The following is a 15,036-nucleotide window of genomic DNA, read 5'->3' as shown; positions in this document are numbered from 1 at the left end:
TTATCGCGAAGATCAGCGCGACCTCAGGCGAGGCGGAGGCTGTGCCAGGCGGCCTCGCAGAGCGCCTGGATCTCCTCTTCGGTCGGCTGGTGGGCGCCGGAGAACCACAGGCGGCACATCTCCGTCGCAGGCCCGAGCCACAGGACGTAACACATGGTGGGGTGGACGGGCCGCAGGATGCCGTCCTTCATGTGGGGGCGCCACCAGTCGGACACCTGGCGGAAGAACGCCCTCCGGGACTCCGCGACCTCCGGACCGCCGGGCTCGTCGCGGCGGGGCGGGCGTTCGCTGATCAGGATGCGCGCCCGCTCGGGATGCTCGCCGCACCAGGCCATGTGCATGGCCACGATCGCCTCGATGCCGCCCTGCGCGCTCTCGTGCCGGCACAGCTCGTCGACGAAGGTCTGCTGGTACATGTTCTGGATCTCGGAGTAGAGAACCCCGAACACGTGCTCCTTGCTCGCGAAGTGGTGGTAGAAGCTGCCGACGCTGACCCCGCTCTCCTCGCGGAGGCTGGCGAGCGTGGTGGAGGAGACCCCGTCCTGGCTGAAGCGGCGCAGGGCGCCCTCGATGATCCTGGTGCGGCCGTCTCGCCCGTTCTTCGCGCTCTTCACACTGTCAATGGTGACCCAACAGAACGTTATTCTGCAAACTCCAGAGCTAATTCATCCTAACGACCTTCACCACCGAACGGATCACGCACATTCCCGAATCGCATTCCGAAAGAGGTGATCTGGTCCGGGTTGCCCAAGAGCGCGCCGATCGGTGCGAGAACCTCGACGGTGCCGGATTCGACGCGCATCTCGGCGTCCGGCCACCAGCGCTTGATGATCGAGAGGACCTTGCGGTTCTCTCCCATGACGTCCATCCCGACCGAGACCGCCCCTCGCGCCGCGGCCCGCCGCAGCAGCACCCGTACGAGACGCGACCCGAGTCCCACGCCCTGCCATTCGTCCGCGACCACCACGGCGATCTCGGTGGCGCCGTCCCGCTTGAAGCTCATCGCGTGGCCGATGACCCGGTCGTCCCCGTCCACGGCCAGCAGGACGTCACGGCGGTCGTCCGTCGCGATCAGCGCGCTCACCAGGCGGCGGTTCGGCCGGGTCAGCCCGGCGAAGAAGCGCAGCGTCCGGCTCCTGAGGGAGAGCTCCTCGACGAACGACCTGACCCTCTGCTCGTCGTCCATCCGGGCAGGCCGGATCTCGACCGCCGGGACCGCCGCGTCGGTGGAGACCTGCGGGATCGCCACCTGAGTTCGTGTCATGGACTCAGCCTTTCCCAGCACACCTGAGTCTGTCAACTAGACTTAGGTGGCGTTGGAGGGACGAAAAATGAGCGCCTACGATGCCTTCATGAGCGAGCCGAACCCCTACCGGGTGGAGAACTGCTCGATCGAGCGCACGCTCGCGATCCTCGGCGAGAAGTGGACCTTCCTCGTGCTGAGGGAGGCCTTCAACGGAGTGCGCAGGTTCGCCGACATGCAGGCCGGCACCAGAGCGCCCCGGCAGGTGCTCAGCGCCCGGCTGGCCAAGCTGGTGGAGGAGGGCCTGCTGCGCAAGGTTCCCTACCGCGAGCCCGGCCGCCGCAGGCGTGACGAATACCGCCTGACGCAGAAGGGTCTCGACCTCTATCCGATCATGGTGAGCCTCATGCACTGGGGCGATCACTACATGGCCGACCCGGACGGCGCGCCGGTGGTGCTCACCCACCGGGGCTGCGGCTCGCCCATCGACGTGCGCCTGATCTGCGACGAGGGCCACGAGGTGCCCTCGCCCCGCCAGGTCACCCCGAGGCTGGGCCCGGGCGCGCGGCTCGCGGGGTAGGCCGGGGCCTCAGTGCCTCTGGACGGCCCGCAGGACGCGCTTGAAGGCGAGCAGCGAGGCCAGGGCCGCCAGCACCATGAGCAGGGCCACCGCCGCCGTCCTGACGATCAGGTAGGTCTCGATGGACTCGCTGAACAGCAGCCACAGGCTGAGCGAGCCGTTGACGAACTGAACGGTGCCCCACAGCAGCGACAGGTGCACGAAGAACCGGCGCATCCGGGGATGGTGCACCAAGTGGTCGGGGAGCGGCACCAGATCGGTCGTGACCCGCTCGATCAGCGGGCGCGGCGCGGCGGCCGTGCCGAGGAACGCCAGGCTCGCGCAGAACACCCCGAGGGTCGGCTGCAGAAAGTAGATCACGACGTCCCCTGTGACCAGGGCGAGCACCGCCCGCACCGTGATCGCCAGCATGGCGAGCAGGACCGTGCCCGGCACCGTCTTGCGCCTGACCAGCCGCAGCGCGACCCCTCCGTACACCCAGGCCACCGCCATCAGCAGGCCGCCGTGGATGCCCGCGACCAGCAGCCCGGCGTAGAACACGGCCACTGGAAGGATCATGCCCTCCAGGACCCGCGGCACCGCGTGCCGGATCAGGACGGGGATCCTGGGCAACACCGGATGCTGCGCGGGCGACGGCAGCGCGATAGTGGGCGCGGTCATGTGGAGAGGGCTCCCGAGGGCCAGAGCGAGGTGCCGGAGACGAATCCCAAACGACCGTACGGCATGCCCCAGCCGTCCGCGAGCGGTTCCACGAGATCATGATCAGCCGGTGCCGGCACCTTCACCACGCGGCTTGCCAGTGCCCCTCCAAGCGGTCCCCGGCGGCGGCGCCGGAGCAGGTCTTCTCGTTACCCGAGGTCGAAGGGCCGCAGGCGAGTCACGGACCGCTCACCTGCTTGCCTAGGCTGAGAGCGTGTACCGGTTCCTCCTGACGCCCCGCTGGCTGGCACTCCACGTGCTGGTCCTGGTGCTCATCCCCTCGTTCGTCTTCCTGGGCAGATGGCAGTTCGGGCGCTACGAGCAGAGGTCCTCCGCGAGCAGCCTCGCGACCGGCAACCTCGCGGCGGCGCCGGTGCCGCTGACCAGCCTCGACGGCCCGGGAGCCGCAGTGCCCGCCTCGGTGAGGTACCGCTCCGTCACCACGACCGGCCGCTACGACCCCTCGCACGAGCTGCTCGTGCGGCGCCGCACCCAGAACAGCCGGCCCGGCTTCTACGTGCTCACTCCGCTGGTCACGGCCGACGGCACCGCCGCCCTCGTCAACAGGGGCTGGGTCAAGATGGGGCCGACCGCGGACGCGCCGCCCGAGGTCCCTCCTCCGCCCTCCGGTGAGGTAAGTGTCACTGGGCGGCTACGCCAGGCCGAGACCGAGGAAAGCACCGGCATCACGAACCGCAGCGGCCTCCCGCCCCGCCAGGTGCTGCTGATCAACACCCCTGACCTCGCCAAGACCGTGCCGTACAAGCTGTTCGGCGGGTACGTCGAGCTGACCGAGCAGCGGCCGGGCGCCGCGACCGCGCCCGAGCCGGTCCCCGACCCCGACATCGGCGGTGGCGGCGGGCTCAACCTCGCGTACGGCGTGCAGTGGTGGATGTTCATCGGCATCGCCATCGGAGGGTGGATCATGTTGATCCGCCGCGAGGCGCGCGATCTCAAAGCGGAGCGCGAATCCTCGGCCGACGCCGGAGCCGTCCCCGCCCCCGGCCATTGACCGCCCCCCGGAACCATCCCCCGGCCACTGACCGCCCCACGGAACCGCCCCCGCGGCCGCTGACCGCGCCCGCGCGGCCGTCCCCGGCCGCTGACCGCGAAGCCGTCCGGAGCCCGATGGTCTCGTCGCCCGATACCCTGGAACGGCGGAGCAGGATGCATGCTTTGTCAGGAGCTTCACCTTATTTGGTAAGCCCCTTAAGCAGGTTGGGTGCCGCTCCTCGGATGAACGGATACCAACCGGAGACCTGCCAGCTTGTCTGGTGTTATTCCTGCGGCATACGGTTTTCCCTGTGAACACATCGCTGCCCCCTGACCCCGAGCCGAGGCGGCGAGATTATGTGATCATCAGCGTCGACGATCACCTGATTGAGCCGCCGGATCTGTTCGACGACCGGCTCCCCGAGAAGTACGTCGACCTGGCGCCCAAGGTCGTCGAGACCGAGGCGGGCCATCAGGTGTGGCGGTACGGCGGAGGCACCTACGCGTGCGCCGGCCTCGACGCCGGAGCCGGGCTGCCGCGTGACCAGTGGACCCTCGACCCGGTGCGGTTCGAGCAGATGAGGCCCGGCTGCCACGACATCGAGGCCCGCATCCAGGACATGGACATCGCGGGGGTATGGGCGGCGCTGAGCTTCCCCGGCATGCTGGCGGTGCAGTCGGGCATGGCCTTCGCCAAGACCCGCGACCAGGACCTCGGCCTGGCCCTCACCCAGGCGTGGAACGACTGGCACTGCGACGTCTGGGCCGGCACCTACCCCGAGCGCATCATCGCGCTCCAGCTCCCCTGGCTGCCCGATCCCGAGATCGCCGCCAAGGAGATCCGCGCCAACGCCGCGCGCGGCTTCAAGGCCGTGGTGTTCCCCGAGTTCCCGACCCGGCTGCGGCTGCCGTCCATCCACACCGGCCACTGGGATCCCTTCTTCGCCGCGTGCGAGGAGACCGGCACGGTCGTGTGCCTGCACACCGGCGCCTCGTCGTGGTCGCCGGTGCCCTCGCCCGACACCCCCATCGAGGCCATCACCACGATGATCCCGGCGAGCGCGATGTTCGCCTGCGCCGACTGGCTCTGGTCGGGCGTGCCGCTGCGCTTCCCGAAGCTGCGCATCCTCATCGTCGAGGGCGGGGTCGGGTGGCTGCCCATGCTGGCCTCCCGCGCCGACTACGCGCTCGACCACCCGGTGGCCGGGGAGGCCACGTGGGAGGGCGGCCTCAAGCCCAGCGAGGTGCTCCGCCGCAACTTCTACTTCGGCACGCTGGACGACTACGCCCTGTCGGGCGTGCGCTTGGCCGTTGGGCTGGAGCACGTGCTGCTCGAAAGCGGCTATCCCCGCTCGGAGTCCACCTGGCCCGACGTGCAGCAGGCGCTGGCGCGTCACCTCGGCAGCCTGCCGCCCGCCGACATCGCCAGGGTGGCGTACGGCAACGCGGCACGCCTATTCGGGCATCCCCTGCCCTCGCGCGCCTGGCTGCTCAGAGAAGAGCTCTAGAACCCGCTGTACGGCCCCGGGAACGGTCCTTCGCGCAATCCCGGGGCCCGGTGCGCCGCGGCGCTCCAGCCGGCACTACAGGACTTCACCGCGTACCTTCTTGTGCTCCCAGTCGAGGTATCGGCCGCTCTCGCCGAGGAGAGAGGTCATCAGCCACAGGAACACGCCGAAGTCGTCGGTCACGCCGATCAGCGGCAGGAAGTCGGGGATCACGTCGATGGGCGAGACGATGTAGAGGATGCCGAGCCCCATGAGGGTCAGCTTGCGCTTGCCCAGGTCCTGATACTCCCCGCGGAGGGAGCCCCCGATCATCCTCGGCAGCGCCTTGATCCGGGTCATCAGACCCGGCGAGCCCGGCCGGCTCACTTCCCGGTAGGCGCGATAGGCCGCGGTCGCGCGTCCAGCCTTGCTCATGATGGCCACCTCCGTCTGTGCCCACGATCACGCGCGCACGGTCGGATCATTTGACCGCGCCACTACCCTTCCGTGCTCCTCGATAACGTCCGGCGCGCCGCCCGGAGTTCCCTGCCTGGTAGGGGCATCAGGGTGCGACCGGGGCCAGGTCGCGCACCGCCTGCGGGATCGGGACCTCGGCGCCCGCGATCGGTGCGAGCACGGGGGTCGTCAGGCCGTTGTCGACGTACTGCCGGATCCGCGCCCGGCAGGTCGCGGCGTCACCGTGCACGATCAGCTCGTCCACGACCTCGTCGGGGATGGCCTTGAGCGCCGCCTGGCGGTCGCCCGCGGCCCACGCCTCGCGCATCGGGCGGAGCACCTCCCCCCGGCCGAGCCAGTCGTGGAACGCCGCGTACACCGGCACGGTGAGGTAGGCGGCCAGCATCCTCCTGCCCAGCGCGCGGACCTTCTCGGCGTCCTCGCTGACGCACACGAACAGGCGGGCGATCAGCTCGGTCTCCCGGCCCACCTCGGCACGCACCTTGCGCACGTCCTCGGGCGAGAGCCAGTTGGTGATGGCGCCGTCGGCCTCCTCGGCCGCCAGGTGCAGCATGCGCGGGCGGAGGGCGGCCAGCACGATCTTCGGGGCCACCTTGGGGGCGCGCTCCAGCCGGAAGCCCTTGACCTCGAACGTCTCGTACTTCTCCGTGACCTTCTCCCCGGCGAGCGCCTTCCTGAGGAAGCGCAGGGTGTCGCGCGTCCTGCCGTACGGCCTGACGAACTCGCCGGCGTTCCAGCGCTCCACGATGACCGGGGACGACGCCCCGATGCCGAGGACGAACCGCTCGGGCGCGAGGTCGGCGAGCGTCGCGGCCGACATCGCGAGCAGGGCAGGGCCCCGGGTCGACACCGGAATGATGGCGGTGCCGAGGCGGAGCCCGGGGGCCCAGTCGGCGGCCAGGGCCAGCGGGACGAAGCCGTCGGTGCCGCCCACCTCGGCGGACCAGGCGTCGGTGTACCCGAGATCGGGCAGCTCGGCGACCAGATCCTTGGACTCGGCCATGGTGAGATCGAAGAACGGGATCGTGATGCCCCAACGCTTCACTGTCCACCTCCTGCCCCGACCATACCAACCGGACGGTATGGAGCGTAGGGGGTTCCGGTGGACCATGCAGCCGGCGACGCCGTCAGGCCCTGAGCTCCCGCATCGCGGTGATGAAATCCTTGGTCACCCCGCGCAGGCCCGGCAGGTGCGACAGGCCCACCAGCCGGTCGATGAGCGGCACCATCACCTCGATCAGCCGGTACGTGCGCTCGCAGCCGGGCGAGGTGTCGTGCACCCAGAACAGCACCATCCCCATGGACGACAGCCACAGCAGCTCGGGCAGCTCCTCGCGCAGCTCGGCGTCGATGCGGTCGGCCGAGCCCTCCACGACCTGCCGGTAGATGCCGATCGCCGCCTCCCTGGCGGGCGTCGACTCCCCGCTGAAGGGGCTGAGCGGGTTGCTGGGCTCGGACGCGTGCTTGAAGAACTTCACGGCGAACCCGTGGTACGGCTCGGAGACCTGAACCCAGGCGCGGAGCACGCCGCTGAGTCGGGCGGCGAACTTACGCTCGGTGGCGAGCAGCTCTCGGCAGGCGATCTCGTGCTCGGTCTGCGCCCGATCGTAGTAAGCCTGGACTAACTGCTCTTTGGACGAAAAATAGTAATAAGCGTTCCCCACCGAGACGCCCGCCTGGGACGCGATGGCCCGCATGGTCGTCGCCTCGTACCCCCGCTCCCGGAAGAGGCGCAGGGCCGTTTCGACGATGACCTCCCGGGTCTTTTCTCCCCCACGCGCTCTCGGCGTCGATTCGACCACGTGGCCACTGTACGACCCGTAGCCCTTCAAGGTCACAGACGCACAGCATGCCCGCCATTTTCCCGCAAAAACACGCAGAGTAGTGGAGTCAGCACTTTCCGAGGGTGGGATAGATCCTCTTGGCGGAGGGGCGCCCTGCGACAGAGGATCAATATGGGTTTGCATCCATGCACTCGGGGGCCCGCATGGCTTGGTGCCTGCGCGTTGCTCGCCGTGCAGATCACGGTGACGGCACTTGCCTCCGCGGGACCGGCCTCGGCGGCGACTCCGAACCGCTCGGGCACGACCGCGCACGGGGCCATGCCCCACGAGGCCCGCAAGCGGGCCGGCGCGCCTGCCGACGCCCGCGCCCAGCGGCTCCGCGCCGTGACCTACTCGACGGCGGCCACGCCCCGCGCGGTCGACGCCAGGAGGCTGCGGCAGGCCGCCCTCCGGCAGGCGCGTGCCGGGCGCGCCGCCGGGATGGTCAGCCCGGTGCTGTGGAAGCAGCACCGGCTCTTCCGCGCCGTACGGCTCCAGCACCCGCAGGCCGCGCGGCGTCTCCAGCACGCGGGTCTGAGGTGGAGGTCATCGGGCCACTGCGCCAACCGGCACCGGCACTCCTGCACGTCGCTGGCCTCGGTACGGCTCGGCACGCTGTGGGGCCTGGTCAACCTCAAGCGGCGCAGCGGCTGCGACGTCATGGTGACAGGCGGAACCGAGGTGGGGCACGCCCCCGGCGCCCACAGCCACGGAGCGGGCTACAAGATCGACGTCGAGCACAACAAGTGCGTCGACAGGTTCATCAAGAACAAGCGCATCGGGCGCGTGCGCGGCGACGGCGCCCGCCTGTACTACGAACGGCGTCCACAGGGCTACACGGTCTACGCCAACGAGCCCAGCCACTGGGACATCATGTTCCTGTGACCCGCACGGCCCGCCCGCACCGGCGGCCGGGCATGTGCGCGACCGAGCACGCGGCTCGCGGCGGCACACGCGTCTCCGACCCGAGGCGCGCGCACCCCCGCGGCGGCGCGCATGGCCGGTGGGAGTCCCGCCGAGACTCCCACACTCCCCATCACTCCCAAGGCGGGCGCCGCGGTCGTGCGCCCCAGCCGGGCGCCGCACCCTCGGGGTGCCACGCCCGAACCTCGGGATGCCTACGCCGAGAACTCCGCCGCGAGCAGCTCGGCGATCTCAGCGGTGTTGAGCGCCGCGCCCTTACGGAGGTTGTCGCCGCAGACGAACATGTCAAGGGTGTTCGGGAAGTCGAGCGCCTGGCGGATGCGGCCGACATAGGTGGGGTCGGTGCCGACCACGTCGGCCGGCGTCGGGAACACGCCGTTCGCCGGGTCGTCCAGGACCACGACCGTGGGGGCCGCCTCCAGCACCGCCCGCGCGGACTCCACCGTCACCGGCCTGGCGAAGGTGGCGTGCACCGCCAGCGAGTGGGTGGTGACGACCGGAACCCGCACGCAGGTCGCCGAGACCTTCAGGCCGGGGATGCCGAGGATCTTGCGCGACTCGTTGCGGACCTTCAGCTCCTCGGAGAACCAGCCGTCCTCCTTGAGGGAGCCCGCGGCGGGAACCACGTTGAACGCCAGCGGCGCGGGGAACGGCGAGTCGACGAGGTCGGGAACGGCCTTGCGGACGTCACCGGCCACGGTGCCGATGGTGCGGTTGCCCGCCACGGCCGCGATCTCGTCGTACAGCCGCTCGGGCCCGGTGACGCCCATGCCGGAGACCGCCTGGTAGGAGGCCACGACCAGCTCCGTCAGGCCGTACTCGCGGTGCAGGGCGCCGAGGGCGGCCATCATCGACAGCGTCGTGCAGTTGGGGTTGGAGATGATGCCCTTGGGCCGCTCGCGCACCTGCTCGGGGTTGCACTCGGGCACGACGAGGGGCACCTCGGGGTCCATGCGGAAGGCGCCGGAGTTGTCGACCGCGACCGCGCCACGGGAGGCCGCGATCGGCGCCCACTCGGCCGACACCTCGTCGGGCACGTCGAACATGGCCACGTCGACACCGTCGAAGGCCTCGGGCGACAGCGCGACGACCTCGACCTCCTGCCCGCGGACCAGGAGCCTCTTGCCCGCCGAGCGAGCCGAGGCGATGAGGCGGATCTCTCCCCACACGTCGGGGCGGTTGGACAGGATGTCGAGCATCACCGTGCCGACGGCACCGGTCGCGCCGACGACGGCGAGGGTGGGCTTGGTGGCGTTCACTCCGGGGTCACTCTCCTCGCTGGCGCGCACTGGCTGGTCGCTCATCGTCCGGTACCCCCGTAGACCACGGCCTCGACCTGGTCGACGTCGAGGTCGAACGCCCGGTGGGCCGCGGTGACGGCCGCGTCCACCTCTTCCTGCCCGACGATGACCGAGATGCGGATCTCGGAGGTCGAGATCATCTCGATGTTGACGCCGGCGTCGGCCAGGGCGCCGAAGAACTTGGCGGTGACGCCGGGATGCGAGCGCATGCCCGCGCCCACCAGCGACACCTTGCCGATCTGGTCGTCGAAGAGGATCTTCTCGAAGCCGATCTGCTCCTGGATGCGCTTCAGGGCCGTGACCGCGACCGTGCCGTCGGCGGAGGGCAGCGTGAAGGAGATGTCGGTGCGCCCGGTGGCGGCGGCCGAGATGTTCTGCACGATCATGTCGATGTTGATCTCGACATCGGCGAGCGTCCGGAAGATGGCCGCGGCCTCTCCGACCTTGTCGGGCACACCGACGACAGTGATCTTTGCCTCGCTCCGGTCGTGTGCGACACCGGAGATGATCGGCTGCTCCATCTCGTTTCCTTCAGTGTTGGGATCGGAGACGACCCATGTGCCTTCCTTGCTGCTGAACGAGCTTCTGACGTGGATCGGCAGGTCGAACCGCCGGGCGTACTCCACGCAGCGCAGGTGCAGGATCTTGGCGCCGCACGCGGCCATCTCCATGGCCTCCTCGTAGGAGATCCTCGGGATCTGGCGGGCGGCGGCGACGATGCGCGGATCGGCGGTGAAGATGCCGTCGACATCGGTGTAGATCTCGCAGACGTCGGCTTCGAGTGCCGCCGCGAGGGCGACCGCCGTGGTGTCGGAACCACCCCGGCCGAGCGTCGTGATGTCCTTCTTGTCCTGCGAGACGCCCTGGAAGCCGGCCACGATCGCGATCTGGCCGACCCTGACCGCCTCCTGGATGCGGCCCGGGGTCACATCGATGATGCGCGCCTTGCCGTGGGTCGAGTCGGTGATCACACCGGCCTGCGAGCCGGTGAACGACCGGGCCTCGTGACCCAGGTTGGCGATCGCCATCGCGAGCAACGCCATCGAGATGCGCTCGCCGGCGGTCAGCAGCATGTCGAGCTCGCGCCCGGGGGGCAGCGGCGTCACCTGCTGGGCCAGGTCGAGCAGCTCGTCGGTGGTGTCACCCATCGCCGAGACGATCACCACGACGTCGTTGCCGGCTTTTTTCGTCGCGACGATTCGCTGAGCGACCCGCTTGATGCCGGATGCGTCGGCGACGGAGGAACCACCGTATTTTTGGACAACGAGCGCCACGGGATGTCTCCCAAAGGTTCAGTCTGCGGAGCTCACAGTCTACTGGGGCCTCCGAAAGGCCCAACTGATTTGGCCAGCATGTGGACAGCCCCGGCCCTGAGCTGTGGAAAGCCGGGCCGGCCTGTGGACAATCAGCGGCCGTGATCTGCTGACGGCCGACCCGAGCACCCGTGGAAGGTCAGGCGGTCGTGGTCTCCTCCACCACGTCCAGCCGGGTGTGCGCGACGAGCGCCTGCAGCGCCCGCATCGCGGCACCCGCGTGGTTGCCCCAGGTGTTGAAGTAGGAGTACTGCCACCACCACAGCGCCTCCAGGGGGCGCCCCGCGCGGTAGTGGCCGAGCCCGTGGATGAGGTCGGCCGCGACGGCCGCCAGATCGTCGGACAGCCGGTAGGGCGTGACGACGGTGTCCTTGTACGGGTCGAAGACCTCGGCGTAGTCGTCCACGGGGCCGAGACGCGTGGCGAGCGCCGTGCGCACCCCGTCGAGGTCGGGGTCGGGGCCGGTCGCGGGCTCGAAGTTGCCCTGCAGGATCACGTCCTGCGCGGCTCCGAGCTGCGAGCCCGCCAGGCTGACCTGGGAGACCTCGACGAGCAGCATGGGAAGCGTCGCGTCGCCGCCCTCGCCGCTCGCGAGCCTGGTCAGGCCATCCAGGTAGTTCTGCGCATGCACCGCGATGCGATCCGCGAGAGCGCTCCACTCATCAAACATCCAGCAGCCTCCGTCCTTCGAAAGCGCGGCCCAAGGTGACCTCGTCGGCGTACTCGAGGTCTCCGCCCACTGGCAGACCGCTGGCCAATCGTGTCACCTTCAAACCCATGGGTTTCACCAGCCTGGCGAGATAGGTCGCCGTGGCCTCCCCCTCGAGGTTCGGATCGGTCGCCAGGATCAGCTCGGTGACCCGCCCGTCCGCCAGCCGTGTCATCAGCTCGCGGATGCGCAGGTCGTCGGGGCCGACGCCCTCGATGGGGCTGATCGCCCCGCCGAGCACGTGATAGCGGCCACGGAACTCACGAGTCTTTTCGATGGCGACGACGTCCTTGGATTCCTCCACCACGCAGATGACGGCGGGGTCGCGCCGGACGTCCCGGCAGATCCGGCACTCCTCCTCGGCCGCGACGTTCCCACAGACGCGGCAGAACCGGACCTTCTCCTTGACCTCGAGCAGGGCGTGCGCCAGCCGCTTGACGTCGGCAGGGTCCGCGGACAGCAGGTGAAAGGCGATCCGCTGCGCGCTCTTGGGACCGACGCCGGGCAGCAGGCCCAACTCGTCGATCAGGTTCTGGACGACCCCCTCATACATGGCGGCTAAAACCCCGGCAGCTGGAATCCGCCCCCGCCAAGGCCCTGCGCCAGCGGGCCGAGCTTCTCCTGCTGGAGCTCGGCGGCCGCCCGCACGGCGTCCCGCACCGCCGCGATCACCAGGTCGGCGATCGTATCGGCCGTGTCCTGCGGGTCGCCGGAGTCGATGGCCTTGGGGCTGATCTTCAGCTCGAGCAGCTCACCACTGCCGTTGACGGTCGCGACGACGAGGCCGCCACCGGCGCTGCCCTCGACCTCCGCGTCGTTGAGCTCCTGCTGGGCCGTCGCGAGCTGCTGCTGCATGAGCTGCGCCTGCTCCAGCAACTGCTGCAAGTTGACATCCCCTGGATTCACGATCTTGCGCTCCTCATGGCTTCGCGTGTGGCACGAGCCTACGGGGTTTGCCACGCATGTTGCACTGGCGCACGTCAGTGTTCGTGTGGGGAGCCCCGGTCGGCGGACCGTCCGCGACCGGCCGATCCCGGAAAGGGCGGATCGGCGTGACCTGCGGCCGATCCCGGAAAGGGCAGACCGGCATGGCCTCGCGGCCGATCCGGAAGGGTAAATCGGCATGAGCCTGCGGCCGGAGGCTACGGGTGGTCGATCTCGTTGATGATCTGCCCGCCGAGCTCCCGCTGGACGAGTGCCATGCCGCGCAGCGAGTCGCCGTCGGCGTCCACGTCGTTGTACGGATCGACCTCGTCGGCCTCACTGGCCGGCGGGCCGGAACGGCGCGGTACGGCGTCGGGCCACCCCGCGGGCCCCGCCTGCCGGGGCCCGGACTGGGCGACCGCCTGCGCCGCCGGACGGGCGGCGGTGAAACCGGCCCTGGGCGCCGTGCCCTCGTCGTCGGGAAGCGGCGCATCCGGCCAGGGGTCGTCCGAGGGCGAGGGCGCGGCCTGCGGCTGCTGCGCGACGGCCGGCCGCCCCCCCTGCGCCGGCGCGTCCTGGGCACCGGCCGGCCCTCTCGGGGCCGCCGGCGGGGAGGGGGCCGCCTGCGGGCCGTCCGGGCGCGATGACGCCGGGCGCGCTGCGGGAGCCTGCCGTACGGCTTGCGCCGGAGCGGATGAGGCCGGGACCGAAGGGGACACTCCGCCCCCCGAGTTGCCGACGACGGCCTCCACGCGCCAGTTGCCGCCCATCACCGCGGCGATCGCCGCCGCGACCACGGAGTCCTTGGCGCCGTTCACGAAGTTGCGCATGGCGCCGACCTGGCTGAAGCCGAGCGTGACGATGTTGCCCTCGACGCCGATGAGCTGGGAGTTGGTGTTGACGTTCGCCCAGACGGCCGGGGAGCGCTGCTTGAGCACGTCGAGGATCTGCGGCCACGTCTGGTGGAAGGCCCCGCCCGCCGGTGACACCTGGGCGGGAGCGGGAGTGCTCTCAGGGCGGCTCTGCGCCGCCTGTGGGGCACCGGGCCGCGACGGGGCGGGCCAGTCGTCCGCGGGCGGGCGGGCGGCGGGCGGGCGCGCCTCGGCCGCCTGAGGCTGCTGCGCGGCCTGTTCCTGCCGCACAGGCTGCGCCGGTCGACCAGACTGAGCGTGCTGTCCCGGCTGAACGTGCTGTGCCGGCTGAGCGTGGTGTGCCGGCTGAGCGTGGTGTGCCGGCTGAGCGTGGTGCGGCTCGTCGGCGGCGATCACCGCGCCGGCCGCCGGAGGCCCGGCGGGGGCGGGTGGAGGAACGGAGCCGGGCACCGGGGCGGCCGTGGCGGCCGGCCCTCCCCGCTCAAGGCGCTCCAGCCGGGCGAGCAGCGCCGCCTCACCCTGCTCGGCCGCGGGAAGCAGCACCCGGGCGCACATCAGCTCCAGCAGCAGCCGGGGGGAGGTCGCACCGCGCATCTCCGTCAGCCCGGCGTTGAACAGCTCGGCGGCCCGGGTCACCTCGGCCGGCCCCATCGACGCCGCCTGCTCGACCAGCCGCTCCAGCTCGTCGGCCGGACGGTCGAGCAGGCCGTTCGCCGCGGCCTCCGGCACGTTGGCGAGCACCACCAGGTCGCGGAAGCGCTCGAGCAGGTCCATGGCGAACCGACGCGGGTCGTGACCGCCCTCGATCACGCGATTGACCGCCTGGAACACCTGGGCGCCGTCGCGCCTGGCGAACGCCAGCACGATCTCGTCGAGCAGGTCCGCGTCGGTGTAACCGAGGAGGGAGACCGCGCGGGCGTAGGTGATGCCCGCGTCGTCGGCGCCCGCCAGCAGCTGGTCGAGGATCGAGAGGGAGTCACGCGCCGAGCCCGCGCCCGCGCGCACGACCAGCGGCAGCGCGGCGGGCTCGTACGGCACCGACTCGGAGCCGAGGATCTCCTCCAGGAGCTGCCGCAGCGTCGCCGGCGGCATCAGCCGGAACGGGTAGTGGTGGGTGCGGGACTTGATGGTCCCGATGACCTTCTCGGGCTCGGTGGTCGCGAAGACGAACTTCAGGTGCGGCGGGGGCTCCTCGACGAGCTTGAGCAGCGCGTTGAAACCCTCACGGGTCACCATGTGCGCCTCGTCGATGATGTAGATCTTGAACCGCGCGGAGACCGGGGCGAAGAAGGCGCGCTCACGCAGGTCGCGGGCGTCGTCCACGCCTCCGTGGGAGGCGGCGTCGATCTCGATGACGTCAAGGTGGCCCGGCCCTGTGGACGAGAGGGCCACGCAGGACTCGCACTTGCCGCAGGGGTCGGGCGTCGGGCCCTTCTCGCAGTTCAGCGAGCGGGCGAGGATGCGGGCGCTGGAGGTCTTGCCACACCCGCGCGGACCGCTGAAGAGGTAGGCATGGTTGATGCGGCCGGTGCTCAGCGCCTGCCGCAGCGGCTCCGTGACGTGTTCCTGACCCTTGACTTCGGCGAAGGTCCCAGGCCGGTATTTGCGGTAGAGGGCGAGACTCATGCCGTCTCCTCGCCTAGGGGGTCGGAGTGCGAATGCGCCGGAAGGCCGGGAGTGTCACGAGGGTC

At 70.4% G+C, this 15,036-nt stretch carries 16 protein-coding genes; 4 read left to right on the top strand and 12 right to left on the bottom strand.

Annotated elements, in window-relative coordinates:
• Positions 1-23 precede the first annotated feature (23 nt).
• Together OG589_RS36845 and OG589_RS36840 are read right to left on the bottom strand one after the other, a co-directional pair.
• The gene (locus OG589_RS36845; RefSeq protein WP_363914077.1) at positions 24-614 is read right to left on the bottom strand and encodes a TetR/AcrR family transcriptional regulator; all 591 of its coding nucleotides are present in this window, start codon (positions 612-614) and stop codon (positions 24-26) included.
• A gap of 56 nt (positions 615-670) precedes the next feature.
• Entirely contained in the window at positions 671-1,264 is a 594-nt protein-coding gene (locus OG589_RS36840) for a GNAT family N-acetyltransferase (protein ID WP_405142960.1), read from the bottom strand.
• Between the two features lie 67 nt (positions 1,265-1,331).
• On the opposite strand from OG589_RS36840, the gene OG589_RS36835 reads away from it, so the two are divergent.
• A complete protein-coding gene (locus tag OG589_RS36835; RefSeq protein ID WP_405142959.1) occupies positions 1,332-1,823 on the top strand; it encodes a winged helix-turn-helix transcriptional regulator in 492 nt (163 codons plus the stop codon).
• A 9-nt stretch (positions 1,824-1,832) separates the two neighbouring features.
• Here OG589_RS36835 and OG589_RS36830 read toward each other — a convergent pair whose 3' ends face one another.
• Entirely contained in the window at positions 1,833-2,483 is a 651-nt protein-coding gene (locus OG589_RS36830; protein WP_405142957.1) for a VC0807 family protein, read from the bottom strand.
• A gap of 253 nt (positions 2,484-2,736) precedes the next feature.
• Between OG589_RS36830 and OG589_RS36825 the strand changes: the two genes are divergently transcribed.
• Positions 2,737-3,534: an SURF1 family protein gene (locus OG589_RS36825; RefSeq protein ID WP_405142955.1), complete on the top strand. Its 798-nt coding sequence runs from the start codon at positions 2,737-2,739 to the stop codon at positions 3,532-3,534.
• A 292-nt stretch (positions 3,535-3,826) separates the two neighbouring features.
• Positions 3,827-5,023, top strand: a complete 1,197-nt coding sequence (locus OG589_RS36820; protein WP_405142953.1) for an amidohydrolase family protein — start codon at positions 3,827-3,829, stop codon at positions 5,021-5,023.
• A 75-nt stretch (positions 5,024-5,098) separates the two neighbouring features.
• Here OG589_RS36820 and OG589_RS36815 read toward each other — a convergent pair whose 3' ends face one another.
• From OG589_RS36815 to OG589_RS36805, 3 genes are all read right to left on the bottom strand, one after another.
• Positions 5,099-5,437, bottom strand: a complete 339-nt coding sequence (locus OG589_RS36815; RefSeq protein ID WP_405142951.1) for a YkvA family protein — start codon at positions 5,435-5,437, stop codon at positions 5,099-5,101.
• 127 nt (positions 5,438-5,564) lie between these two features.
• The gene (locus OG589_RS36810) at positions 5,565-6,524 is read right to left on the bottom strand and encodes an LLM class F420-dependent oxidoreductase (protein ID WP_405142949.1); all 960 of its coding nucleotides are present in this window, start codon (positions 6,522-6,524) and stop codon (positions 5,565-5,567) included.
• Positions 6,525-6,606: 82 nt separating this feature from the next.
• A complete protein-coding gene (locus tag OG589_RS36805) occupies positions 6,607-7,281 on the bottom strand; it encodes a TetR family transcriptional regulator (RefSeq protein WP_405142947.1) in 675 nt (224 codons plus the stop codon).
• Positions 7,282-7,485: 204 nt separating this feature from the next.
• On the opposite strand from OG589_RS36805, the gene OG589_RS36800 reads away from it, so the two are divergent.
• Positions 7,486-8,187: a hypothetical protein gene (locus OG589_RS36800; RefSeq protein WP_405142945.1), complete on the top strand. Its 702-nt coding sequence runs from the start codon at positions 7,486-7,488 to the stop codon at positions 8,185-8,187.
• A 233-nt stretch (positions 8,188-8,420) separates the two neighbouring features.
• Here the strand turns inward: OG589_RS36800 and OG589_RS36795 are convergent, their stop codons facing one another.
• From OG589_RS36795 to OG589_RS36770, 6 genes are all read right to left on the bottom strand, one after another.
• Entirely contained in the window at positions 8,421-9,530 is a 1,110-nt protein-coding gene (locus OG589_RS36795; RefSeq protein ID WP_405142943.1) for an aspartate-semialdehyde dehydrogenase, read from the bottom strand.
• Positions 9,527-10,801 (bottom strand): aspartate kinase, encoded by a 1,275-nt coding sequence (locus tag OG589_RS36790; RefSeq protein ID WP_405142941.1) that lies wholly within the window; start codon positions 10,799-10,801, stop codon positions 9,527-9,529. The genes OG589_RS36795 and OG589_RS36790 overlap by 4 nt, the downstream gene beginning before the upstream one ends.
• A gap of 178 nt (positions 10,802-10,979) precedes the next feature.
• A complete protein-coding gene (locus OG589_RS36785) occupies positions 10,980-11,510 on the bottom strand; it encodes a DUF5063 domain-containing protein (RefSeq protein ID WP_363914101.1) in 531 nt (176 codons plus the stop codon).
• Positions 11,503-12,102 (bottom strand): recombination mediator RecR, encoded by a 600-nt coding sequence (recR, locus tag OG589_RS36780; RefSeq protein ID WP_405142939.1) that lies wholly within the window; start codon positions 12,100-12,102, stop codon positions 11,503-11,505. The genes OG589_RS36785 and recR overlap by 8 nt, the downstream gene beginning before the upstream one ends.
• A 5-nt stretch (positions 12,103-12,107) precedes the next feature.
• Positions 12,108-12,455: a YbaB/EbfC family nucleoid-associated protein gene (locus tag OG589_RS36775; RefSeq protein WP_358551417.1), complete on the bottom strand. Its 348-nt coding sequence runs from the start codon at positions 12,453-12,455 to the stop codon at positions 12,108-12,110.
• Between the two features lie 236 nt (positions 12,456-12,691).
• On the bottom strand, positions 12,692-14,971 hold the full coding sequence (locus OG589_RS36770; RefSeq protein WP_405142938.1) for a DNA polymerase III subunit gamma and tau: 2,280 nt from the start codon (positions 14,969-14,971) through the stop codon (positions 12,692-12,694).
• Between the last annotated feature and the right edge of the window lie 65 nt (positions 14,972-15,036).

The organism is Sphaerisporangium sp. NBC_01403 (genome assembly GCF_045040145.1).
Classification (GTDB): domain Bacteria; phylum Actinomycetota; class Actinomycetes; order Streptosporangiales; family Streptosporangiaceae; genus Sphaerisporangium; species Sphaerisporangium viridialbum.
This window is presented reverse-complemented; position numbering and strand designations above follow the sequence as displayed.